The 21534-nt window shown below is 69.3% G+C and carries 24 protein-coding genes and 1 riboswitch; of the genes, 14 read left to right on the plus strand and 10 right to left on the minus strand.

Annotated elements, in window-relative coordinates; translation table 11 throughout:
- On the plus strand, positions 1 to 143 hold a 143-nt coding region (gene rpsR, locus JF597_RS47320), incomplete at its 5' end, for a 30S ribosomal protein S18 (RefSeq protein WP_294011623.1).
- Between the two features lie 18 nt (positions 144 to 161).
- Positions 162 to 608 carry a 50S ribosomal protein L9 gene (gene rplI / locus JF597_RS47325; RefSeq protein WP_093500876.1) on the plus strand — a complete coding sequence of 149 codons (447 nt, stop codon included), beginning with the start codon at positions 162 to 164 and terminating at the stop codon, positions 606 to 608.
- Between the two features lie 165 nt (positions 609 to 773).
- On the opposite strand, the gene JF597_RS47330 is transcribed toward rplI, so the two are convergent.
- The gene (locus tag JF597_RS47330) at positions 774 to 2111 is read right to left on the minus strand and encodes an MATE family efflux transporter (RefSeq protein WP_294011581.1); all 1338 of its coding nucleotides are present in this window, start codon (positions 2109 to 2111) and stop codon (positions 774 to 776) included.
- Between the two features lie 459 nt (positions 2112 to 2570).
- On the opposite strand from JF597_RS47330, the gene dnaB reads away from it, so the two are divergent.
- From dnaB to JF597_RS47345, 3 genes are all read left to right on the plus strand, one after another.
- Positions 2571 to 4046, plus strand: coding sequence for a replicative DNA helicase (dnaB, locus tag JF597_RS47335; protein WP_294011583.1), 1476 nt, complete (start codon positions 2571 to 2573; stop codon positions 4044 to 4046).
- 26 nt (positions 4047 to 4072) lie between these two features.
- Positions 4073 to 4618 (plus strand): zinc-binding dehydrogenase, encoded by a 546-nt coding sequence (locus JF597_RS47340; RefSeq protein ID WP_294011585.1) that lies wholly within the window; start codon positions 4073 to 4075, stop codon positions 4616 to 4618.
- A 172-nt stretch (positions 4619 to 4790) separates the two neighbouring features.
- Complete coding sequence (locus JF597_RS47345; protein WP_294011587.1) at positions 4791 to 6176, plus strand: serine hydrolase domain-containing protein; 1386 nt, start codon at positions 4791 to 4793, stop codon at positions 6174 to 6176.
- Between the two features lie 83 nt (positions 6177 to 6259).
- Here JF597_RS47345 and JF597_RS47350 read toward each other — a convergent pair whose 3' ends face one another.
- Both JF597_RS47350 and JF597_RS47355 read right to left on the minus strand, forming a co-directional pair.
- Positions 6260 to 6712, minus strand: coding sequence for a GNAT family N-acetyltransferase (locus JF597_RS47350; RefSeq protein WP_294011589.1), 453 nt, complete (start codon positions 6710 to 6712; stop codon positions 6260 to 6262).
- Positions 6713 to 6721: 9 nt separating this feature from the next.
- Entirely contained in the window at positions 6722 to 7180 is a 459-nt protein-coding gene (locus tag JF597_RS47355) for a MarR family transcriptional regulator (protein ID WP_294011591.1), read from the minus strand.
- 143 nt (positions 7181 to 7323) lie between these two features.
- On the opposite strand from JF597_RS47355, the gene JF597_RS47360 reads away from it, so the two are divergent.
- Together JF597_RS47360 and JF597_RS47365 are read left to right on the plus strand one after the other, a co-directional pair.
- A complete protein-coding gene (locus JF597_RS47360) occupies positions 7324 to 8532 on the plus strand; it encodes an MFS transporter (protein ID WP_294011593.1) in 1209 nt (402 codons plus the stop codon).
- 47 nt (positions 8533 to 8579) lie between these two features.
- The gene (locus tag JF597_RS47365; RefSeq protein ID WP_294011595.1) at positions 8580 to 8999 is read left to right on the plus strand and encodes a heme-binding protein; all 420 of its coding nucleotides are present in this window, start codon (positions 8580 to 8582) and stop codon (positions 8997 to 8999) included.
- Between the two features lie 66 nt (positions 9000 to 9065).
- Here JF597_RS47365 and JF597_RS47370 read toward each other — a convergent pair whose 3' ends face one another.
- Complete coding sequence (locus tag JF597_RS47370; RefSeq protein WP_294011597.1) at positions 9066 to 9932, minus strand: GNAT family N-acetyltransferase; 867 nt, start codon at positions 9930 to 9932, stop codon at positions 9066 to 9068.
- A 192-nt stretch (positions 9933 to 10124) separates the two neighbouring features.
- Between JF597_RS47370 and JF597_RS47375 the strand changes: the two genes are divergently transcribed.
- Positions 10125 to 10757 (plus strand): HAD-IB family phosphatase, encoded by a 633-nt coding sequence (locus JF597_RS47375; protein ID WP_294011599.1) that lies wholly within the window; start codon positions 10125 to 10127, stop codon positions 10755 to 10757.
- A 680-nt stretch (positions 10758 to 11437) separates the two neighbouring features.
- On the plus strand, positions 11438 to 12520 hold the full coding sequence (locus JF597_RS47380; protein WP_294011601.1) for a globin domain-containing protein: 1083 nt from the start codon (positions 11438 to 11440) through the stop codon (positions 12518 to 12520).
- A 4-nt stretch (positions 12521 to 12524) separates the two neighbouring features.
- Here the strand turns inward: JF597_RS47380 and JF597_RS47385 are convergent, their stop codons facing one another.
- The 5 genes from JF597_RS47385 to JF597_RS47405 form a co-directional block, all read right to left on the minus strand.
- The gene (locus tag JF597_RS47385) at positions 12525 to 13007 is read right to left on the minus strand and encodes an NUDIX hydrolase (protein ID WP_294011603.1); all 483 of its coding nucleotides are present in this window, start codon (positions 13005 to 13007) and stop codon (positions 12525 to 12527) included.
- Between the two features lie 85 nt (positions 13008 to 13092).
- Positions 13093 to 13998 carry a LysR family transcriptional regulator gene (locus JF597_RS47390; RefSeq protein ID WP_294011605.1) on the minus strand — a complete coding sequence of 302 codons (906 nt, stop codon included), beginning with the start codon at positions 13996 to 13998 and terminating at the stop codon, positions 13093 to 13095.
- 227 nt (positions 13999 to 14225) lie between these two features.
- Positions 14226 to 15356 carry a cystathionine gamma-lyase gene (locus JF597_RS47395; protein ID WP_294011607.1) on the minus strand — a complete coding sequence of 377 codons (1131 nt, stop codon included), beginning with the start codon at positions 15354 to 15356 and terminating at the stop codon, positions 14226 to 14228.
- Entirely contained in the window at positions 15353 to 15844 is a 492-nt protein-coding gene (locus JF597_RS47400) for a low molecular weight protein-tyrosine-phosphatase (protein WP_294011610.1), read from the minus strand. The genes JF597_RS47395 and JF597_RS47400 overlap by 4 nt, the downstream gene beginning before the upstream one ends.
- Positions 15845 to 15851: 7 nt before the next feature.
- On the minus strand, positions 15852 to 16229 hold the full coding sequence (locus tag JF597_RS47405) for a phage holin family protein (protein WP_294011612.1): 378 nt from the start codon (positions 16227 to 16229) through the stop codon (positions 15852 to 15854).
- Positions 16230 to 16288: 59 nt separating this feature from the next.
- On the opposite strand from JF597_RS47405, the gene JF597_RS47410 reads away from it, so the two are divergent.
- From JF597_RS47410 to JF597_RS47425, 4 genes are all read left to right on the plus strand, one after another.
- Positions 16289 to 16606: a cupin domain-containing protein gene (locus JF597_RS47410; protein WP_294011614.1), complete on the plus strand. Its 318-nt coding sequence runs from the start codon at positions 16289 to 16291 to the stop codon at positions 16604 to 16606.
- Positions 16607 to 16770: 164 nt separating this feature from the next.
- Complete coding sequence (locus JF597_RS47415; protein ID WP_089100495.1) at positions 16771 to 16983, plus strand: DUF5326 family protein; 213 nt, start codon at positions 16771 to 16773, stop codon at positions 16981 to 16983.
- 211 nt (positions 16984 to 17194) lie between these two features.
- On the plus strand, positions 17195 to 17983 hold the full coding sequence (locus JF597_RS47420; RefSeq protein WP_294011625.1) for a helix-turn-helix domain-containing protein: 789 nt from the start codon (positions 17195 to 17197) through the stop codon (positions 17981 to 17983).
- Between the two features lie 98 nt (positions 17984 to 18081).
- Positions 18082 to 18519 carry an SsgA family sporulation/cell division regulator gene (locus JF597_RS47425; RefSeq protein WP_294011618.1) on the plus strand — a complete coding sequence of 146 codons (438 nt, stop codon included), beginning with the start codon at positions 18082 to 18084 and terminating at the stop codon, positions 18517 to 18519.
- A gap of 166 nt (positions 18520 to 18685) precedes the next feature.
- Here the strand turns inward: JF597_RS47425 and JF597_RS47430 are convergent, their stop codons facing one another.
- On the minus strand, positions 18686 to 20233 hold the full coding sequence (locus JF597_RS47430) for a YibE/F family protein (RefSeq protein WP_294011619.1): 1548 nt from the start codon (positions 20231 to 20233) through the stop codon (positions 18686 to 18688).
- Between the two features lie 71 nt (positions 20234 to 20304).
- Positions 20305 to 20482, plus strand: a riboswitch (TPP riboswitch).
- Between JF597_RS47430 and JF597_RS47435 the strand changes: the two genes are divergently transcribed.
- Positions 20475 to 21534, plus strand: a 1060-nt coding sequence (locus JF597_RS47435; protein WP_294011621.1) for a phosphomethylpyrimidine synthase ThiC, incomplete at its 3' end; no start/stop codon positions are given. Its footprint overlaps the riboswitch before it by 8 nt.

The raw sequence follows: 21534 nt of genomic DNA on the forward strand, positions 1-21534 counted from the left end.
TGCGGAAGTTCATTTCCGACCGCGGCAAGATCCGTGCCCGCCGCGTGACCGGCAACTGCACGCAGCACCAGCGTGACGTCGCCACGGCCGTCAAGAACAGCCGTGAGATGGCGCTGCTGCCCTACACCTCCACCGCGCGCTAAGGGAAGGGTGACCGACTAATGAAGATCATCCTGACCCATGAGGTCTCTGGCCTCGGTGCCGCCGGCGACGTCGTCGACGTCAAGGACGGCTACGCACGCAACTACCTGATCCCGCGGAAGTTCGCGATCCGCTGGACCAAGGGTGGCGAAAAGGACGTCGAGCAGATCCGTCGTGCTCGCAAGATCCACGAGATCCAGACGATCGAGCAGGCCAACCAGGTGAAGGCCCAGCTCGAGGGCGTCAAGGTCCGCCTGGCCGTCCGTGCCGGCGACGCCGGCCGCCTCTTCGGTTCCGTCACCCAGGCCGACATCGCTTCGGCGATCAAGGCTGCCGGTGGCCCCGAGGTCGACAAGCGCCGCATCGAGGTCGGTTCTGCGATCAAGACCCTGGGCGCCCACGAGACGTCCGTGCGTCTGCACCCCGAGGTTGCCGCCAAGGTCAACATCGAGGTCGTCGCGGGCTGACGCTGCGCTCGTCTGGAGCAGCAGCTGCAGTAGCTGAAGGGGCCGCACCCGTGCAGGGTGCGGCCCCTTTGTCTTGGCCGACGATGGTGTGGAGCCACGGGGTGTTTCACGTGAAACGTGACAGCCCACGATGTTCCACGTGAAACCGTCGGCCGTGTACACAGGTCAGCGCGTCGCGCCGGTCACGATCCACCGACCGGAGCGGGCGCGCAGCCAGAGGGTGAGCATCCGCACGGTCATCATCAGCGTCATGGCTCCCCAGAGCGCCGTGAGCCCGCCGCCGAGGGCGGGGACGAGCAGCGCCACCGGAGTGAAGACCGCGAGGGTGAGGACCATGGCCCCGGCGAGATAGGGCCCGTCTCCGGCACCCATCAGCACGCCGTCGAGCACGAAGACCACGCCCGAGATCGGCTGGGAGAGCGCCACAATGAGCAGTGCGGGCAGCGCGGTGTTCCGCACGGCGGGATCGCCGGTGAACAAGGGGAGGAAGAGCGGCCGGGCGGCGATCACGAGCAGCCCCAGGATCACTCCGGTGGTGATGCCCCACTGCACCATGCGCCGACAGGCATCGCGGGCGCCGACGGCGTCATCCGCCCCGAGATAGCGGCCGATCACGGCCTGTCCGGCGATCGCGATCGCGTCCAGGGCGAAGGCCAGCAGGCTCCACAGGGACAGCACGATCTGGTGGGCGGCGATGTCGGCATCGCCCAGCCGGGCGGCCACGGCGGTGGCGATCATCAGGACGGCCCGCAGTGAGATCGTCCGGACGAGCAGGGGTACGCCGGCCTGTGCGGAGGCACGTATCCCTGCGGCGTCGGGCCGCAGCGATGCCCCGTATCTGCGGGCGCCGCGTAGGACGACGGCCAGATAGACCGCCGCCATCCCGCACTGGGCGATGACCGTGCCCCAGGCGGAGCCGGCGATGCCCAGTCCGGCACCGTAGACAAGCGTCGCATTGAGCCCGGCGTTGGCGATGAACCCCGCTACGGCGACGTACAGCGGTGTCCGGGTGTTCTGCAGCCCGCGAAGGACGCCGGTGGCGGCGAGCACGACCAGCATGGCCGGGATGCCGAGGGAGGAGATCCTCAGGTAGGTGGTCGCATAGGGAGCGGCGGTGGCAGAGGCGCCGAAGATGTCGACGACGCCGGGGGCGAAGGGCAGGACGACGGCGATGACCGCGGCACCGAGCAGCAGTGCCAGCCAGATGCCGTCCATGCCTTGGCGGACGGCAGCCTGGAGATCACCTGCGCCGACCCGACGGGCGACGGCGGACGTCGTGGCGTAGGCGAGGAAGACGAAGACGCTCACGGCGGTGGTGAGGAGGGCCGAGGCGATTCCGAGACCGGCGAGTTCCGCGGTGCCGAGGTGGCCGACGATCGCGCTGTCGGCCATGACGAAAAGCGGCTCGGCGACGAGTGCGCCGAAGGCCGGGACGGCCAGTGCGATGATCTCTCGGTCGTGCCCCCGTCGGGTGGCCTCGGAGGTCGCGGGAGCCTGTGACATGGGCGCTAATCTAATCGTCCACAGGTAAGTGATGCAAATGTAGAGAGACCCTTACTTCCGGTTGTGTGGTCCGCGTCGCCGCGCGTTGTTCGAAGCGATCTTGGTCCGACCGGGAAAGTTTTTCTTCTGCACAGCCGGTGGATGGTAAACGTGCAGGTCAGACCTGATTGGGGAGCGGCGGCGAGGGCTTGTTCACAGGGCTGTCCACCGCGTCGTGCACAGGTTTTGGCGGGTTCTCCACAGCATACGGGCGGTCGTCCACATGGCCTGTGGATAACCAGATTGGCTGACGGTGCCCGCGGGCCTAACGTGGTCCGGCACCCGCTCCTTGTCGCGGCCTCGGAAACCTCATGAAACCGACGCGTCCAGAACCGGAATGGGGCGTCCTGGTTGTCAGTGCCGTGCCGTACAAAAGAGGGCATGGCGAGGTCCGCGGTGCGGACGGGAGGAGGTGGCTCGGTGAGCATTTCCGAGCCCTTGGACGACCCGTGGGCCGACGCCGGTCCGGGGGATCGTCTGCCCGCCTCCCGCCGACGGGACGAGGGTGGCCGCGGCCGGGACGACCGGCACGACCGGGGCCGTGACAGCGGGGACTGGGACGGCGGAGGCGCCACCTTCGAGCGGGTTCCCCCGCAGGACCTGGACGCCGAACAGTCCGTGCTCGGCGGCATGCTGCTCTCCAAGGACGCCATCGCCGACGTCGTCGAGATCCTCAAGGGCCACGACTTCTACAAGCCCGCGCACGAGACGATCTACCAGGCGATCCTCGACGTCTACGCGAAGGGCGAGCCGGCCGACCCCATCACCATCGCCGCCGAGCTCACCAAACGCGGCGAGATCAACAAAGTCGGCGGCGCCTCCTATCTGCACACCCTCGTTCAGACGGTGCCGACGGCGGCGAACGCCGAGTACTACGCGGAGATCGTCCACGAGCGGGCGGTGCTGCGCCGCCTGGTCGAGGCAGGCACCCGCATCACCCAGATGGGATATGCGGCCGACGGCGACATCGACGAGATCGTCAACAGCGCCCAGGCCGAGATCTACGCGGTCACCGAGCAGCGGACCAGTGAGGACTACCTGCCGCTCGGCGACATCATGGAGGGCGCCCTCGACGAGATCGAGGCCATCGGCTCCCGCACCGGCGAGATGACCGGTGTGCCCACCGGCTTCACCGACCTGGACTCGCTCACCAACGGCCTGCACCCCGGGCAGATGATCGTCATCGCCGCGCGTCCCGCCATGGGCAAGTCCACCCTCGCGCTGGACTTCGCGCGGGCCGCGTCGATCAAGCACAACCTGCCCAGCGTCATCTTCTCCCTCGAGATGGGCCGCAACGAGATCGCGATGCGTCTGCTGTCCGCCGAGGCCCGGGTAGCTCTGCACCACATGCGTTCCGGCACGATGACCGACGAGGACTGGACCCGGCTGGCCCGCCGGATGCCCGACGTCTCGGCCGCGCCGCTCTACATCGACGACTCCCCGAACCTGTCGATGATGGAGATCCGCGCCAAGTGCCGTCGGCTGAAGCAGCGCAACGACATCAAGCTCGTGATCATCGACTATCTCCAGCTGATGCAGTCCGGCGGCAAGCGGTCCGAGAGCCGTCAGCAGGAGGTGTCGGACATGTCGCGAAACCTCAAGCTGCTGGCCAAGGAGCTGGAGGTCCCGGTGATCGCGCTCTCGCAGCTCAACCGTGGTCCCGAGCAGCGCACGGACAAGAAGCCGATGGTCTCCGACCTGCGTGAGTCCGGCTCCATCGAGCAGGACGCCGACATGGTCATCCTGCTCCACCGGGAGGACGCCTACGAGAAGGAGTCGCCGCGCGCGGGCGAGGCGGACATCATCGTCGGCAAGCACCGAAACGGCCCGACGGCGACGATCACCGTGGCCTTCCAGGGCCACTACTCCCGCTTCGTGGACATGGCGCAGACCTGATCCGAGCCGGTGTACGTTCGGGCTCCTTGCGTGACGAGGTGCTATTCGCCGCCGGGGCCGGGTTCACGGGCGCCGCGAGCGGCGTGGGGCATCTCGCGGTCCAACTGGCCAAGCTGCAGGGCATCGAACGGGTCGTCGCGGCCGTGAGTTCGCACACCAAGGTGGAGTTCCTCCGCGGTCTCGGTGCCGACGAGATCGTGACCTACGACAGCGAGAACTGGGGGGAGCCAGCCGACGTCGGCCTGGATGGAGTCGGCGGAGATCTCCTCCCGCGCGCCGTCTCCGCCCTTGCACCTGGCGGGCGACTCGTCTTCTTCAACTCGGGTGGTGGCACCGTTCCGGCCTTCGACCTCCTGGCAGGATCGAAAACCATCACCGGGCTGACCCTGGCGAGGTTTTCCAACACTCACCGTGAACTCTATGACCAGCATGGCGAGGAGCTGTGGAAGCTGACCCTGTCCGGACGGTTGCAGCCGGTCGTCCATGCCCGGATTCCGCTGGCTGACGTGGCGCGAGCGCACGAGATCATCGAGGCCCGTGCCAACCTCGGCAAGGTCGTCCTGCTGCCCTGACGGTGATGCTGAGCCCCATAGGGAAAAGCGTGGCCGCTGCGGCGGGAAAGCAGCAGGTCACAGCATCGAGCTAGCCCGCGGGCGGTGAGATCCTGCAGCGGGACAGCACCGACGTGATCCGTGCCGGTGAAATGGGCTCGACGCCGGTCGGCCCACCAGGTGGACTGGGCGCATGACGACATTCCAGGAAGAGCTGCTCCCCGCCACCCGGCGGGCGCTGTTGCATCGGATCGCCGTGGCTCAGTCCGAAGGCCGGGCGCCGTCACTGGTGGCGGCGGTCGTGCGAGGCGGGCGGGCCGTCTGGCACGGGGCGCGGACCTCGGTGGACGGGCATGGACCGGACGAGAACGTGCAGTACCGGATCGGCTCGATCACCAAGACGTTCACGGCCGTTCTGGTGCTCAGGCTGCGCGACGAGGGGCTGCTCGACCTCGGCGACCCGTTGGAGAAGCATCTGCCGGGCACCGGCGCGGGGGAGGCGACCATCGCCGAACTCCTGGCCCACACCGGCGGATTGGCGGCCGAGTCTCCGGCACCCTGGTGGGAGCGCACCCCGGGCTCGCTACGGCCGGAGCTCGACGACGTCCTCGGTGAGCAGCCCTTCCTCCATCCCGTCGGCCGGCGCCACCACTACTCCAACCCCGGCTACACCTTGCTCGGCGCGCTGGTCGAGGAACTCCGCGGTGCCCCCTGGGAGGAGGTGCTGCGGCGGGAGGTGCTCGAACCGCTGGGCCTCGACCGCACGACCGCCCAGCCGCAGGCGCCGCACGCGGGCGGCTGGGCGGTGCACCCCTGGGCCGACGCCCTGCTCCCGGAGCCGCTGGAGGACCTCGGGCGGATGGCACCGGCCGGCCAGCTCTGGTCGACCACCGGCGACCTGGCCCGCTTCGCGGTGTTCCTGGCGGCCGGGGACGACCGGGTACTGAGCGCCGAGTCCGTGCGGGAGATGCGCACCCCCGCGGCCCCCGCGGCCCCCGCTGACGTACTGGACGGCGCCACCTATGGCCTGGGCCTGCAGATCCAGCGCCGTGACGGCAGGCTGCTCGTCGGGCACTCCGGCTCGCTGCCCGGCTTCCTGGCCAACCTCACCATCAGCGTGGACGACGACGTGGCAGCCGTGGTGCTGGCGAACTGCACCTCCGGCCCGCTGCTGTCCACCACCGGTGCCGACCTCGTCCGTATCGTCGCGGAGGCCGAGCCGCGTATCCCCGAGCCATGGCGCCCACTGCTCCAGGTAGAGCCGACCGTTCTGGAGCTGGCAGGCCCTTGGTACTGGGGCACACATCCCTTCGTGCTCCGGGTGACGGCCGACGGGCTTGTCTCACTGGGGCCGCTGACCGGCGCCGGCCGCCGGGCCCGTTTCCGCTCCAACGGCGACGGCACCTGGACCGGCCTTGAGGGCTATTACGCCGGAGAGCAGCTACGGCCCGTACGGCGCCCGGACGGCAGCGTGAGCCACCTGGACCTCGGATCGTTCGTGTTCACACGTCAGCCGTACGACGAGACGGCTCCCGTGCCCGGCGGGGTGGACCCCGAGGGATGGCGGGGGATCGGCTAGCGGATGCGAAGGAGGGGGCGGTGTTTCACGTGAAACACCGCCCCCTCCTTCACATGCTCCGCTCGGCTGTACGCCGCTTGGGCTCAGATTTCGAGTTTGAAGCCGGTGTGCGATCCGGTGAAACCCAGCCGCTCGTAGAAGCGATGAGCGTCGACCCGCGACGTGTCCGAGGTCAGCTGGACCAACTGGCAGCCCTGGCGGCGGGACTCATCGATGGCCCACTCGATGAAGCGGGTGCCGAGCCCGCTGCCGCGCTCGTCGGCGTGGATACGCACGCCTTCGATGATCGACCGGGTGGCACCGCGCCTCGACAGCCCGGGAATCACCGTGAGTTGGAGTGTGCCGACGATGCGGCCTTCGCGGACGGCCACGACCAGATGCTGGTTGGGATCGGCACTGAGTCGTTCCAGGGCGCTCAGATAGGGCGCCAGATCATCCGGTGTCTCCCGCCGGGCGCCCAGCGGGTCGTCGGCGAGCATGCCGACGATGGCCGGGACGTCGTCGGCGACCGCCGGGCGTATGTCAAGGTCTCCCATACCCGCAGCCTATGCGGGCACGTGCAGCGACTCCACGGCTCGGACCAGGGGAGCCAGATCCGCGTTCCTGGCCGCTTCGTCGAGGGATTCGCGCAGCGCCGTGTCGTTGGTGGGGCGAGCCTCTTCCAGCAGCCGCAGGCCTGCCTCGGTGACGTTGGTGTAGATGCCGCGGCGGTCGGTCGGGCAGAGGTAGCGCTCCAGAAGACCGCGGTCCTCCAGGCGTGTGACCAGCCGGGTGGTGGCGCTCTGGCTGAGTACGACCGCGTCGGCCACCTGCTTCATCTGCAGATGGCCTCCTTCGTCGTCGTGCTGCCGGCTGAGCACGTCGAGCAGGGAGTACTCGCGCACGCTCAGGTCGTGCTTGGCCTGAAGGGCGCGCTCGATGTGCGCCTCGATCCTGCCGTGGAGCAGGGAGAGGGCGCACCAGCCCTGGGCGAGGGCGGTGAGCGCGGGGTCCGTCGCTGTCATTGGCGTTTTCCTCCGTCCCGGAGCGGCTGCACCCAAGGATATAGCAGGCCTGCAATATCCCTCGCTTGCATATAGTCAGCGTCTGCAAGTATTGTGGACGCACGCAAAGCGCACCTGCAATCGTCTGGGAAGGCCGTACCTCCATGCCTCTCGCGCTTCTGGCCCTCGCGATCGGGGCCTTCGGAATCGGAACGACCGAATTCGGGATCATGGGCTTGCTGCCCGAGGTGGCAGATGACTTCGGGGTCTCCATCCCGACCGCCGGCCTGCTCGTCACCGGCTACGCGCTCGGCGTGGTCATCGGCGCCCCGCTGATGACCGTGCTGGGCACCAAGGTTCCCCGCAAGCGGATGCTGATGCTGCTGATGGGCTTCTTCATCGTCGGCAACCTGCTCACCGCAGTGGCCCCCGTCTTCGCCGTCATGCTGATCGGCCGGGTGGTCGCCTCCCTCGCCCACGGCGCCTTCTTCGGCATCGGCTCGGTCGTGGCGGCCGAGCTGGTCGCCCCCAGCAAGAAGGCAGGGGCCATCGCGATGATGTTCACCGGCCTCACCGTCGCCAACGTGGTCGGCGTTCCGCTGGGCACCCTCGTGGGGCAGCACGCCGGCTGGCGCGTCACCTTCGGCATCGTCGCCGCCCTCGGCGTCGTCGGGCTGGCCGGCATCGCCAAGCTGGTCCCCGAACTGCCCCAGCCGCAGGGCGTGCACCTGCGGCACGAGCTGGCCGCCTTCAAGAACACCCAGGTCCTGCTCGCCATGGCGATGACCGTCCTCGGCTTCGGCGGGGTCTTCGCGGCCATCACGTACATCGCGCCGATGATGACCCATGTCACCGGTTTCGCCGACGGCTCCGTCACCTGGCTGCTGGTCCTCTTCGGTCTCGGCATGGTCGGCGGCAACCTGGTCGGCGGAAAGTTCGCGGACCGCGCCCTGATGCCCATGCTGTACGTGTCCCTGGGCGCCCTGGCCGTCGTTCTCGCCCTTTTCACGCTCACCGCGCACAGCAAGATCGCGGCCGCCGTGACCGTCGCCCTGATCGGTGCCCTCGGCTTTGCCACCGTCCCGCCGCTCCAGAAGCGTGTCCTGGACCAGGCGCACGGCGCTCCCACCCTGGCGTCAGCCGTGAACATCGGCGCCTTCAACCTCGGCAACGCCCTGTCCGCCTGGCTCGGCGGCATGGTGATCGCCGCCGGCTTCGGCTACACATCCCCCAACTGGGTCGGGGCTGCCCTCGCCGCGGCCGCCCTCGTCCTCGCCTTCCTGTCGGCCGCGCTGGAGCGCCGCGACAGCGCCCCGAGCGCGGTGGTCGCCGGTGGCACGCCCGCAGGACAGGGGGCATCGGTCCACCACTGACCGCCCCTTTCTCTCTCACCACACGTCAGCACCGGCCAAGGAGAACCATGAGCACCACCACCGTCGCCCCGCTCACCACCCAGGAGGCCGAGCTCCTGATCACCGAGGCCGGTCGCGCGGCCGAGGCCGCCGGGGTCACCGTCAGCGTCACCGTCCTGGACGCCGGGGGGCATCTCCTGGCCTTCCGGCGGGATGACCGCGCCGTGCTGATCTCCGGCGAGACCAGCACCCGCAAGGCCTACACGGCGCTCCAGCTCAACGCCCCGACCGCCGATCTCGTCGACGCGGTCCAGCCCGGCGGCCTCTTCCACACCCTGCCCACGGCGCTCGACAGGCCGCTGCTGTTCATCGCCGGTGGTGTTCCCGTCCGGCGTGACGGCCGGCTCATCGGGGCGATCGGTGTCGGCGGCGGTGCGCCCGACCAGGACCATGGGTTCGCCTCCACCGCCGTGACGGCACTCGCCTGACACCTCGCTCGACGGCGAACGCCGGCTTCCTCGAGCTAGCCGGCGTTCGCCACGACCGAAGGCTGCTCAGCCCGCCGCGACCGTCAGCGGCGCGAACCGCCGTGTCCAGTCCCCCGGTGACTCCGCGATCCCGTAGGTCATCACCGAGTTCATGGCGACGAAGGCCAGTCCGCGGGCCTTCACCCAGGCCAGTAGCTCTTCGTGCCGGACGTCGATGTCGGTACGGAGCGGGCGGTCGGTGTGGGCGGCGAGCGAGGCGATCAGGGATTTCGCCGTCTCCGTGTCGCGGGCGATCAGCGGTCCGACGACATGCGTGTCCATGTTGGGCCAGGCGGCCGCGTACCCGACGATCCGCCCGTCGTCCACGGCGACGCGAAGCAGGTCCGAGAAGGCGGGCAGCCGGGTGATGAGCAGAGTGCGGTCGACGCCGAACACCTCCTCGTCCAGCCGGAGGATGGAACCGAGGTCCTCGGCGGTAGCCGCTCGGGTCACCGTCCGCGGCTCGGGCCCGCCCGGCGTGAAGGATCCGCGGAGCATCTCCGAACGTCCCGTGACCTTGAACCCGAGCTCCTCGTAGAGCGGCCGGCCGTTCGGCGTCGCATACAGCGTCAGCGGAGTCGTACCCGTCAGCGAGACGATGTGCCGCATCAGTCGGCGCCCGATGCCCTGGCGGGCGTGCCGTTCGGCGACCAGAACCATGCCGACCGCGCCGAGATCCGGGCGTTCCCTCGGGCCGTACTCCGTGATGACACAGGCGGCGACCAGGCCCCCGTCGGGGTCGTCGATGCCGTATCCCGTCCCGGCCGTGAGGAGCAAGCGCCACTTGTGTTCCTCACGGGGCCACCCCCGATCCTCGGACAAGTCGGCGCAGACGCCGAGATCGCGTGGCGTCAGTCGGCGAATGGGCAGAGGGGCGTCGGAAGGAGTTGACACGCAGGTCAGGCTTGCCGACCGACACCCCCGGCGTCCACCCGTTTCAGGTGAGACGCACGCGCTTTTGGCCATGTAGCGGTCAGCAGCTCAGCCCCTGGACAGATGCGGGACGTTTCACGTGAAACAGCGCCGAACGCCACCGTGGGTTGCCGCACCGAGGGGCCATGGGAGCTGCCCGTTAGCCTCGGGCCCATGGCGAGACTTCACCTCTTCGATCTCGACGGCACTTTGCTGCACGGCACCACTGCACCCGTCGAGATATCCCGTCAACTAGGCCTGGAAGCAGAGACCATCGAGCTTGATCAAGCGATGTCGGCGGGACGGATAGGTCCGCCGGAGTACGCGGCACGGGTGTACACCCTCTGGGCCGAGCTGACCGAAGCACATGTAACGGCGGCATTCGACGGCGCACCGTGGCTTGCCCGTATCCGGGACGTCTGGGCCGAGATCAGGGGGTCGGGGGACTACTGCGCGGTGGTCTCGCTCTCGCCCTCGTTCTTCGTGGAGCGTCTGCTGGACTGGGGAGCCCATGCGGCCTTCGGATCCCGCTTCCCGGAGGTGCCGTTCGTCGAGCCGGTGGACCCGGCGGGAGCCCTCACCGCGGCGGCCAAGGTGACGATCGCGGACCGCCTGTGCGAGCAGTTCGGGGTCGGTCGAGCGGACTGCGTCGCCTACGGCGACTCGATGTCGGACAGGGACTTGTTCGGCGTGGTTCCGGTCTCCGTGGCGGTCAATGCGGACAGGCATCTCGCCGGTCTCGCGACGTACTCCTACACGGGCCAGGATCTGTGGGGCGCCTATGAATTGGCGTGCGGCGCCCGGTGATTGAAGGAACCGACGGCTCGCCCGTCGCCAGTTTCACGGGCGGACACAAGGGGACTTGTGTGCGCGGCGGCGGCCGGTAGGGTCGACTCCGGTTAACGTCCGGGGCGAGAGGCTCCCTGTGGGAGCGATTGCGTCTCATGTCACACTCTCGCCTTACTTGTCCGTACCCAAGGTCTTCGCGGGTTGAATGTGGTCGTGTCGGCCACGGAGCCCGGCTGGGGAGAACTAGCCGTCAACGGGGGAAAGCAAGCACCTTCCGAGTGAAGTGCGCAGACCGACCGCAAGATGTTCGAGGCGAGGGCACACCATGGACGCTCCGACCACCACGTCGGCGGGCAGCGACGGGGCCGGCGGAGGCAACTGGTTCGCGTCCCACGACAGGCCCTCGACAGACCCTTCCGCCGGGCCCCCGACCGTGGCGCCGGGGAGCGGCCAGGAACCGCCCCAGAGCCGCCCTCTCCTGCCCGCAGAGCCCCGGGAGCGAATACGGTCGACGGGGGGAGCCGACGCGCCTTCAGGCGGCCGCTCAGGACACGCCCGCCGGACAGCACGCGGCATACGGCCACTTCGCTCCCGTAACCGAGCACCCCGCACCCGGCTCTTCCGACCAGCGCGTCCCGCCACAGCGCAGCGCACCGCCGCAGGACGCCTCTCCGGACGCGATCCGTATCCGCGGCACCATGGCCGAGATCGGTCCGATCGCCGACAAGGTCACCTCGTACTTCTATGCGCTGCTCTTCGTCCGCCACCCCGAACTGCGTGCGCTGTTCCCGGCCGCCATGGACACCCAGCGGGACCGGCTGCTGAAGGCGCTGCTCACCGCCGCCGAGCACGTCGACAACCCACCCGTCCTGGTCGCGTACCTCCAGAACCTGGGCCGCGGTCACCGCAAGTTCGGTACCCGGCCCGAGCACTACCCGGCCGTCGGCGAGTGCCTCATCGGCGCGCTGAGCAAGTACGCCACCGGCATCTGGGACCGCGAGACGGAGGCGGCCTGGGTACGGACGTACACGACGATGTCCCAGGTGATGATCGACGCGGCGGCCACGGACCAACTGCGTGCCCCGGCGTGGTGGCACGCGGAGATCGTCGCCCACGAGCTCAGGACCGCCGACGTCGCCGTACTCACAGTCCGTCCGGACCAGCCGTACCCCTTTCTCGCCGGGCAGTACGCGAGCCTGGAGACGCCTTGGTGGCCGCGGGTGTGGCGGCACTACTCCTTCGCCGCCGCGCCCCGCTCCGACGGCCTGCTCACGTTCCATGTGAAGGCGGTCCCGGCAGGCTGGGTCTCCAACTCGCTGGTGCATCGCGCCCGCCCTGGTGACGTCGTCCGCCTCGGCCCGGCCGGTGGTTCGATGACCGTCGACCACACGCGGCACGACGGACTGCTCTGCCTGGGCGGCGGCACCGGCATCGCACCCATCAAGGCGATGGTCGAGGACCTCGCCAACCGTGGCTCGCGTCGTCCGGTCGAGGTGTTCTACGGCGCCCGTACCGCTCACGACCTGTACGACATCGACACCCTGCTCCGGCTCCAGCAGAGCCATCCCTGGCTCGCGGTGCGCGCGGTCGTCGACCAGCACGCGCACCTCCAGCTCCCCGACGCCATCCGCGGATACGGGCCGTGGATCGAGTGCGACGCCTACCTCTCCGGGCCGCCAGGCATGATCCGCAACGGGATCACCGCGCTACGGGCCGCCGGCATCCCCGCGCACCGCATCCGGCACGACTCGGTCGAGGAACTGCTCGTCGCCGGAGACTGACCCTTCACCCGAGATCGGGAGCGTGCATGGCCCGCACGCCCTCGATATTGCCGTCCAGATAGTGCCGCAGCGACAGCGGTACGAGATGGACCGAGGCGATCCCCACCCGGGTGAAGGGGACGCGCACGATCTCGTACTCGCCGGCGGGCTCGTCGACTTCGGGGCCGTGCCGCAGGGCCGGATCCATGGACTCCAGACGGCAGACGAAGAAGTGCTGCACCTTCACACCGGTCGCGCTGCCGCTGTCACCGATGTGCTCCACGGTGTCCACGAAGCAGGGCACCACATCGGTGATCTTGGCGCCGAGTTCCTCGTCCACCTCGCGGTGCAGGGCGTCGACGACGGTGGTGTCCTCCGGCTCGACCCCGCCACCAGGGGTAACCCAGTAGGGATCGACACCGGGCTTGGTGCGCTTGATCAGGATCAGGTCGTCGCCGTCCAGGAGGACGGCACGGGCGGTGCGCTTGACCACGGGTCGGACGGTCATGGGAGAAATGTGGCCCAGCTGGTTCCACGTGAAACATCGCGAAGCGCGCCGCGCGGCGGCACTGTGCCAACAACAGAGAGCGTGCTCAGCCCCAGTCCGCGGACGCGTGCTGGAGCCACTCGTGCGCCCGTGCCACATGGGGCATGGCGAGCGTGCCGGTGCGCACCACGAGGAAGTACGTCCGCAGCGGGGGCACTGCGGGCTCGTGCAGTGCCACGACCTCACCGCGTTCCAGGGCGGCCGTGCACAGATACCGGGGCAGCACCGCGAGGCCGGCACCCGCGACCGCACAGGCGAGGACCGCGCGCAGATCCGGCACCACGACCGTGCCCGAGGCGGCCGGACGCATGTCGAAGACGGAGCCCCAGTAGCGCGAGACGAACGGCAACGACTCGTGGACCTCGACGACCGGGAGGTCCTCCAGGACGGCCGCGCTCTTGCCGCGTACCGCGTCCTCGCCGATCTCCTCGGACCAGCGAGGAGCGGCGACCAGGACGTGCTCCTCGTCGCAGAGTGCGGTGGCGGTGAGCAGCGGGCCGCGCGGCCGGAGCGTACTGATGGCCAGGTCATGGTGACCGGCGGCCAGTCCCTCCAGGGTCTCCTCGGCGTTTCCGAACGAGGCACGCAGCGCGAAACCCTGACCGTCGTTGCCGGCGAGCTCCGTGAGTGCGGGAAGGGCGCGCTCGGCGGTGAACTCGGGCGGGCCGGCGAGGTGCAGCGTGCGCACCGAGGACTCGTCGTCGAGGCCGCGTTCCGCTATCTCCACGAGGGCGTCGAGATGCGGGGCGGCCTTGTGGGCCAATTCGTCACCGATGGTCGTGGGGGTCACCCCGCGGGCCTGGCGGAGGAAGAGCGGCCGTCCCAGCTGCCGTTCCAGGGTCCGGATCTGGGAGGTCACGGCCGGCTGCGAGAGGCCGAGCAGGGCGGCGGCGCGGGTGAAGGAGCCGGCCCGGTGCACGGTGACGAAGGTGCGCAGCAAGGCCAGATCCATCGCACGCCCTCCGTTCGGCCTGCCCTTTTGCGGCCCTCGGGCAAGCCTCAACTATAAATAAGTCGATAGGTCTCTGTCGCTACAGTGATTGGACACTGACGCAGAGTCAACTAGCCTTGGTCGCGCGGTTCTTGGCGCGCGAGAACCGGGACGGTCCGAGCCACGAGGGGGGAGGCTCGGACCGTCCGTTATACGTAGCCCGACCCGCAGGGGCGTCCGTAATCCGGTCACCGGTCCGACTCGTCGAGCGCGCGCAGCACATCGGCCACGAGATCAGCGGGATCCTCCGCCCCGACCGAGAGCCGGATGAAGCCCTCGGGCACGTCGTCCCCGCCCCAGCGCCGCCGCCGCTCGGCTGTGGAACGCAGCCCGCCGAAGCTCGTCGCGTCGTCGACCAGCCGCAGGGACTCGAGAAAACGCTCGGCACGCGCCCGCGTGGGCAGCGTGAAGGAGATCACCGAGCCGTAGCGGCGCATCTGCTGCGAGGCGACCTTGTGCGCGGGGTCGTCGGACAGCCCCGGGTAGCGCAGGGCGGTCACCTCGGGCCGCTCGCGCAGCGCCTCCGCGAGCAGCAGGGCGGTCGCGTTCTGCCGGTCCACCCGCAGCTGGAGGGTGGCGAGGGAGCGATGGGCCAGCCAGGCTTCCATCGGCCCCGAGATCGCCCCGATGATCTTGCGCCAGCGGCGCACGGCGGCCATGGCCTCCGTGTCGCGTCCGGCGACGTACCCCAGCAGGACGTCCCCGTGGCCGGTGAGCTGCTTGGTGCCGCTGGCCATGGAGAAGTCGGCGCCCAGCACCAGCGGCCGCTGGCCGAGCGGGGTGGCGAGGGTGTTGTCGACGGCGACCAGGGCGCCACGGGCGTGCGCCTCCTCGGCGAGCCGCCGGATGTCGCAGACGTCGAGACCCGGATTGCACGGCGACTCGATCAGCAGCAGCTTCGCGCCGTCCAGGACGTCGAGCTGGGCGTCGCCGGCCGTCGGCGCGGTGCGCACCTCGATACCGTACGCCTCCAGCTGGGCACGGATCAGTGGCAGCACCTGGTAGCCGTCGGAAGGCAGCACGACCGCGTCACCGGCGGTCAGCTGGGAGAAGAGCACCGCCGCGATGGCCGCCACGCCGGAGGCGAACACCAGCGTCTCGACGTCCTCGCCGGGTGCCTCCAACTCGCCGATGGCCCGTTCCAGATGGGTCCAGGTCGGGTTCTCGTCGCGGCCGTAGGCGTACGGCCCGCTCACCTCGCCGGGCAGATGGAAGTGCGCGGCGAAGACCGGCCCGGGCAGGGTCGGCTCGTTCTTGACCGGCTCGGGCAGCCCCGCGCGCACCGCGCGTGTGCCCTCGCCCATGGTCGCCTCGCTCATGCCGCTGTTCCCTCCACCTCGGCCCGCACCGCGGCGAGCAGGCCCGCGCTCGCCGCCTCCACCATCTCAAGACACTCCTCGAACCCGTCCAGACCGCCGTAGTACGGATCCGGTACGTCCAGGTCGCCGGCGGCGGCCGGGTCGTACGAGCGCAGCAGGCGCACCTTGCGCGCGTCTTCGTCGGTGGGTGCGAGGCGGCGCAGCGCCTTGAGGTGGCCGGAGTCGAGGGCGATCACGAGGTCGAGGCGGGCGAACCAGGAGGCCTGGAACCGGCGGGCGGTGTGCTCGCTGTCGTAGCCGTGCTCCGCGAGGACGCGCACGGCGCGCGGGTCGGCGCCGTCGCCCTCGTGCCAGCCGCCGGTGCCGGCGCTGTCGGTCTCGACGCGGTCGTCGAGCCCGGCCTCGGCCGTGCGGGCGCGGAAGACGGATTCGGCCATCGGGGAACGGCAGATGTTGCCGGTGCAGACGAAACAGACGCGGTAGGTCATCGGGCGCTCAGTCCGTGTCGGGAAGGAGCATGTTGAGGGCCCAGGACACGATCGAGATGATCAGACCGCCGAGGACGGCCGTCCAGAAACCCTCCACGTGGAAGCTCAGGTCGAGTTTGCCGCACACCCACGACGTCAGCAGCAGCATCAGCGCGTTGACAATCAGGGTGATCAGGCCGAGCGTGAGGATGAACAGCGGGAAGGTCAGGATCTTCACGATCGGCTTGACCAGGAAGTTGACCAGGCCGAAGACCAGGGCGACCAGGATCAGCGTCCAGACCTTCTTGGTGGTGCTGTCGCCGGTCAGGGTGATCTTGTCGAGCAGCCATACGGCGACCGCCAGGGCGCCCGCGTTGGCGATCGTCTTGACTACGAAATTCTTCATGTGTCTGATCGTGGCAGAAGAGATCGGATACGAGCAGTGGGGCGAGGGCGACGAAGGCGATGAAGGCATTCCGGCTGGACGAACTGGAGGCGGAGCGCGCCGCCAACGACGGGGCCTACCTGCAGTTCCTGCGGGAGCGGAACATGTCGATCGGCCTTTACGCCCTCGATGCCGGCTCGCACGACCCGCAGCAGCCGCACAACCAGGACGAGGTCTACTTCGTCGTGAGCGGCCGGGCCGCGATCACCGTCGGCATGGAGACCACTCAGGTGGCGCGGGGCAGCGTGGTGTACGTCCCGGCCGGGGTGGCCCACAAGTTCCATCACATCAGCGAGGATCTGCGGGTTCTGGTCGTCTTCTCTCCCCCCGAGGCCTGACCTCGGGCCTCGGGGTTCCCTAGGGGACGGGTCAGGGGAGGACAAGGGATCCACGGCCCCCGTACGACCCCTTCGCGGCTCTAGCATCGGGTGCAGGACATCGCATCGTGCGGGACGCACGAGACCGTACGTGCCGAGCGCACGAGAAAGCGGAGGACAGGGCAATGCGAGAGATCTTCACGGGTCTGCCGTGGTGGGTGAAGTGGATCGCGGTGCCGGTCATCGCGCTGGTGGTGTTCGGCGGTCTGATCACGGCCGTGATCAGCTGGGTGGTCTTCCTACTCTTCAAGCTGCTGATCTTCGTGGCGCTGGTCGGCGGACTGATCTACATCGTGCGCAAGTTCATGTCGAACTCCTCGTCGAAGAGCGACTGGTGAGGACCGTGGGAATCGGTGGCCGGTAACAGGAATCACCGGTTCCCTCGGGCGGGGGAAGTTTCCCGTACGGGCCGACCGGGAGCGGCGGTGGACGGTTAGAGTCGCTGACCCCCTCGCGCTCCGGGAGTGACCCTTGGCCACGCTTGACGCCACCTCCGCCCCCACGGAACACCCCCCGCCCCCGACCCAACGCAGTTCCGGCACACCCCCCGTGCAGCGGCCGGCTCCCCCGGCCGACTCCGCACAGCCGCATTCGGCCACCCTCATCGGCTCCGTGCAGCGCGCGATGCGCCTGCTGGAGTGCGTCGCCGGACACGAACACGGCGCGCCCGCCAAACAACTCGCCCGCGAGACCGGCCTCGCCCTGCCCACCGCCTACCACCTGCTGCGCACGCTGGTCCACGAGGGCTATCTGCGCCGCGACAAGGGCCTGTTCTTCCTCGGCGACGCGGCGGAGCGGCTGAGCAGCAGTGGAGCGCAGCAGAAACGTCGCAGCGCGGTCGTCGACACCCTCGCCCACTGGCGTGACTCGATCGGTGTCCCCGTGTACTACGCCATGTACCGGGACGGCGAGATCGAGGTCATGAGCATTGCCGACTCTTCCGCCACCCCGGCGGTCGAGGAGTGGGCCGGCTTCCGCGAGACCGGGCACGCGCACGCCGTCGGCCAGTGTCTTCTCTCCCAGCTGGACCAGGACGTCCGGCGCGACCACCTCCGCCGCTACCCCGTGCGGCCCCTCACCCCGTACACGGTCCGTGACGACCAGACGCTGCTGCGACGGCTGGAGCGGACGCGGCGGATGGAGCCGGTGGTGGAGCGCCAGGAGTACGCGCTGGGGACGGTGTGTGCGGCGATCCCCCTCACCGTCGGCACGACGGCCGCCACGATCGCCATCTCGCTCCCTCTCCACCAGGCCGACAGGCTGCTGCCTGCCGTCCGCCAGTTGCAGGCGGAAGTGGGCCGGCATCTGGGCTCCCTGGCCATCGCTATCAGTATCTGAAAACTTACTCCTTGTGATCTCCCGTGTACGTTCAGCAAGATTTGACCACCATCAAGGGATAAATCCCGGCCAGTCGGTGTCATATGACGGGGTAGGCAATGCGCGAGTCCGTACAGGCAGAAGTCATGATGAGCTTTCTCGTCTCGGAGGAGCTCTCCTTCCGCATCCCCGTGGAGTTGCGCTACGAGACCTGTGATCCCTATGCCGTCCGGCTCACCTTCCATCTGCCCGGGGACGCTCCGGTGACCTGGGCCTTCGGCCGGGAGCTGCTGATCGACGGGGTGGGGCGGCCGTGCGGGGAGGGCGATGTGCACATCGCGCCCGCCGATTCCGAGATGCTGGGCGAGGTGCTGATCCGGCTTCAGGTGGGTGGTGACCACGCGGTGTTCCGGTCCTCCGCGCCTCCGCTGGTGGCCTTCCTCGACCGCACGGACAAGCTGGTGCCGCTCGGTCAGGAGGGCTCGCTCGCCGACTTCGACGCCCACCTCGACGAAGCCCTGGACCGGATCCTGGCCGAGGAGCCAAGCGCTGGCTGAAGAATTACGGCACGGAGTCGCGCGCTGCTCGTCCGAGCCGCACATGGTCACGCAGGAACGCTTCTGCGCGTACACGTGCGGCCCATGCCGGAACGCCTCTCCAATCGGCGCACCATCCGCGCCCCCACCTCGTGGACGGCCTCCTCCCGGGCCGTCCACCGCGCCGTCACCGTTTCCGGCGCCGCCCTCGCCCACCGCGGGCCGTGGGCGGCCCGGCCGGTGCGGCCGCCATGGACACGGCCGGCTCGGTGCCCGGCCGGTCGGCCGACACCACCAGGGCCGCGAGCAGCGTGGTGACCGGCACCGAGGCGACCAGGCCGATCGAGCCGACCAGGGTGCGCACGATCTCCTCGGCCACCAGCTCGCTGTTGGCGACCGTGGCCACACTGCTCTGTGCGATCGAGAAGAGCAGCAGAAGGGGCAGCGCGGCGCCCGCGTAGGCCAGCACGAGGGTGTTGACGACGGAGGCGATGTGGTCGCGGCCGATGCGGATACCCGCCTGGTACAGCCCGCGCCAGCCCATCGTCGGGTTGGCCTCGTGCAGTTCCCAGACGGCCGAGGTCTGGGTCACCGTCACGTCGTCCAGCACGCCCAGCGAACCGATGATGACACCGGCCAGTAGCAGACCGCTCATGTCGATCGAGGGGTACAGACCGTGGATCAGGCCGGTGCTGTCGTCGGTGTTGCCGGTGAGCGCGGCCCAGTCGATGAACTCCGAGCCGAGCAGGCCGATCAGGCACAGCGAGACCAGCGTGCCGAGCACCGCCACCGAGGTCCGCGCCGACAGCCCGTGGCAGATGTACAGGGCGATCAGCATGATGGCGCTCGACCCGACCACCGCCATCAGCAGCGGATTCGAGCCCTGCAGGATCCCCGGCAGGATGAACAGGGTCAGTACCAGGAAGCTGACGGCCAGCGCGACCAGGGCCATCACACCGCGCAGCCGGCCCACCACCACGACGGCGAGCGCGAAGATCCCGGCCAGCAGCGCCATCGGGAACTTCCGGTTCACGTCGGTGACCGAGTACTGCAGGTCCTTGGGCGCGGAAGGCTCGTACGCGGCCACGACCTGCTCGCCCTCGTGCAACTGCCGCGGCTGGTCGGGCTGCACGATCTCGGTGAAGGTACGGCCCTTGTCCTTGCCGGTGTCCACCCGGACCGTGGCCTTCTTGCAGGTGCCGTCCTCCTCCTTCGAGGAAGTGCCGTCGGCGGTGGAGATGTCGCCGGTCGAGCCGCCTCCGGAGGCGTTGACCGACTTGCAGCTGACCGAGACGACCTTGGTGACCGTCGCCGCCTGTGTCTGGCGGTCGAAGCCGACGCCGGTGCGCTCGTGCGGCGGGGCACCGCCGGGCCACAGCACCACGAGACCGACCACGACCGCGGCGGTGAAGGGGATGAGGATCGCCGCGATGACCTTGCGCAGATGCTGGGAGACGGGCGCGGCGGGACCGTGGCTGTGGCTGTGCCCGTGCGAGTGGCCGTGACCGCCGCCGGACTCGGAGCCGTCCTGGGCCTTGCCGTGGCCGTGGGCATGGCCGTTGTCGTGACGGTGGGCATGACTGACGTCCTGACCGTGGTCGGACTGCTCGCCCTGCCCGTGGATGTGTCCGGCACCGGCACCATGGCCCCTGTGGCCGGGGCCGCCGCCCTGCGAGGCGCCGTTGCCGCGCCGCGGGTCCGGAGGCGGATAGGGGTGCTGCTGTGTCGAGGTCACCGCCCGATCATCGCAAGAACGGTAGGGGCCCTCTGTTCACCGCGCCCGAATTGACGCTAGCGTGGAGGCACCTTTGCACACGCGGGAGCTCGGAGCACCGGGCTGAGAGGGCGCTGACCTCCGTATTTGCGATGTTTCACGTGGAACGAGGCAAGTTTCACAGGAAACGCCGCCCTACGGAAGCCGCTGCGTCGACCGCCGAACCTGTTACCGGGTAATGCCGGCGTAGGGAGTAGGTCTCATGACCAACAAGGACGCACGCACGCCTGCCTTCAGCCAGGACGAACAGCCCATGACGGGCGAACCGTCCCCGGAGGCTGGGAAGTCCATCGGCTGGCACAAGGGGTATGTCGAGGGCTCGCGCCCCGACCTGCGGGTGCCGGTCCGTCAGGTGCACCTCACCAACGGGCAGTCGGTCACGCTCTACGACACCTCAGGCCCGTACACCGATCCGCTCGTCGAGACCGACGTCCGCAGGGGCCTGCCGCCGCTGCGGGAGAACTGGATCGTCGCCCGTGGCGACACCGAGGAGTACGCGGGCCGGCCCGTCCGCCCCGAGGACGACGGAATCAAGCACACCTCGCCGCGCGGCGGCCTGCGCAACCTGGACGCGGTCTTCCCGGGCCGTCCGCGCCAGCCTCGCCGCAGCCGAGGAGACGGGGCGGTGACCCAGCTCGCGTACGCCCGCCGGGGCGAGATCACCCCGGAGATGGAGTACGTGGCCATCCGCGAGAACGTCTCTCCCGAGGTGGTCCGTGAGGAGATCGCGGCGGGCAGGGCCGTACTGCCCGCCAACGTCAACCACCCGGAGATCGAGCCGATGATCATCGGCAAGCGGTTCCTGGTGAAGGTCAACGCCAACATCGGCAACTCCGCGGTCACCTCCTCCATCGAGGAGGAGGTCGAGAAGATGACCTGGGCGACCCGCTGGGGTGCCGACACCGTCATGGACCTCTCGACCGGGCGCAACATCCACACCACCCGCGAGTGGGTGATCCGCAACAGCGCCGTCCCGATCGGCACGGTGCCGATCTACCAGGCGCTGGAGAAGGTCAACGGAAAGGCGGAGGACCTGTCGTGGGAGGTCTACCGCGACACGCTGATCGAGCAGTTCGAGCAGGGCGTCGACTACATCACCGTGCACGCCGGCGTGCTGCTGCGCTACGTGCCGCTCACCGCCCGCCGCAAGACCGGCATCGTCTCCCGCGGCGGCTCGATCATGGCCGCGTGGTGCCTGGCCCACCACAAGGAGAACTTCCTCTACGACAACTTCGCCGAGCTGTGCGAGATCCTCGCCTCCT

The organism is Streptomyces sp. (genome assembly GCF_019510245.1).
Classification (GTDB): domain Bacteria; phylum Actinomycetota; class Actinomycetes; order Streptomycetales; family Streptomycetaceae; genus Streptomyces.

Bases quoted from the DNA above. Each gene is read 5' to 3' on its own strand.
- JF597_RS47375 (WP_294011599.1), top strand. From the start codon at position 10,125: ATGGCGAGACTTCACCTCTTCGATCTCGACGGCACTTTGCTGCACGGC.
- JF597_RS47360 (WP_294011593.1), top strand. From the start codon at position 7,324: ATGCCTCTCGCGCTTCTGGCCCTCGCGATCGGGGCCTTCGGAATCGGA.
- JF597_RS47355 (WP_294011591.1), bottom strand. From the start codon at position 7,180: ATGACAGCGACGGACCCCGCGCTCACCGCCCTCGCCCAGGGCTGGTGC.
- rplI (WP_093500876.1), top strand. From the start codon at position 162: ATGAAGATCATCCTGACCCATGAGGTCTCTGGCCTCGGTGCCGCCGGC.
- JF597_RS47405 (WP_294011612.1), bottom strand. From the start codon at position 16,229: ATGAAGAATTTCGTAGTCAAGACGATCGCCAACGCGGGCGCCCTGGCG.
- JF597_RS47350 (WP_294011589.1), bottom strand. From the start codon at position 6,712: ATGGGAGACCTTGACATACGCCCGGCGGTCGCCGACGACGTCCCGGCC.
- JF597_RS47395 (WP_294011607.1), bottom strand. From the start codon at position 15,356: ATGAGCGAGGCGACCATGGGCGAGGGCACACGCGCGGTGCGCGCGGGG.
- JF597_RS47365 (WP_294011595.1), top strand. From the start codon at position 8,580: ATGAGCACCACCACCGTCGCCCCGCTCACCACCCAGGAGGCCGAGCTC.
- JF597_RS47390 (WP_294011605.1), bottom strand. From the start codon at position 13,998: ATGGATCTGGCCTTGCTGCGCACCTTCGTCACCGTGCACCGGGCCGGC.
- JF597_RS47345 (WP_294011587.1), top strand. From the start codon at position 4,791: ATGACGACATTCCAGGAAGAGCTGCTCCCCGCCACCCGGCGGGCGCTG.
- JF597_RS47400 (WP_294011610.1), bottom strand. From the start codon at position 15,844: ATGACCTACCGCGTCTGTTTCGTCTGCACCGGCAACATCTGCCGTTCC.
- JF597_RS47380 (WP_294011601.1), top strand. From the start codon at position 11,438: ATGGCCGAGATCGGTCCGATCGCCGACAAGGTCACCTCGTACTTCTAT.
- JF597_RS47330 (WP_294011581.1), bottom strand. From the start codon at position 2,111: ATGTCACAGGCTCCCGCGACCTCCGAGGCCACCCGACGGGGGCACGAC.
- JF597_RS47385 (WP_294011603.1), bottom strand. From the start codon at position 13,007: ATGACCGTCCGACCCGTGGTCAAGCGCACCGCCCGTGCCGTCCTCCTG.
- JF597_RS47425 (WP_294011618.1), top strand. From the start codon at position 18,082: ATGCGCGAGTCCGTACAGGCAGAAGTCATGATGAGCTTTCTCGTCTCG.
- JF597_RS47410 (WP_294011614.1), top strand. From the start codon at position 16,289: ATGAAGGCATTCCGGCTGGACGAACTGGAGGCGGAGCGCGCCGCCAAC.
- JF597_RS47415 (WP_089100495.1), top strand. From the start codon at position 16,771: ATGCGAGAGATCTTCACGGGTCTGCCGTGGTGGGTGAAGTGGATCGCG.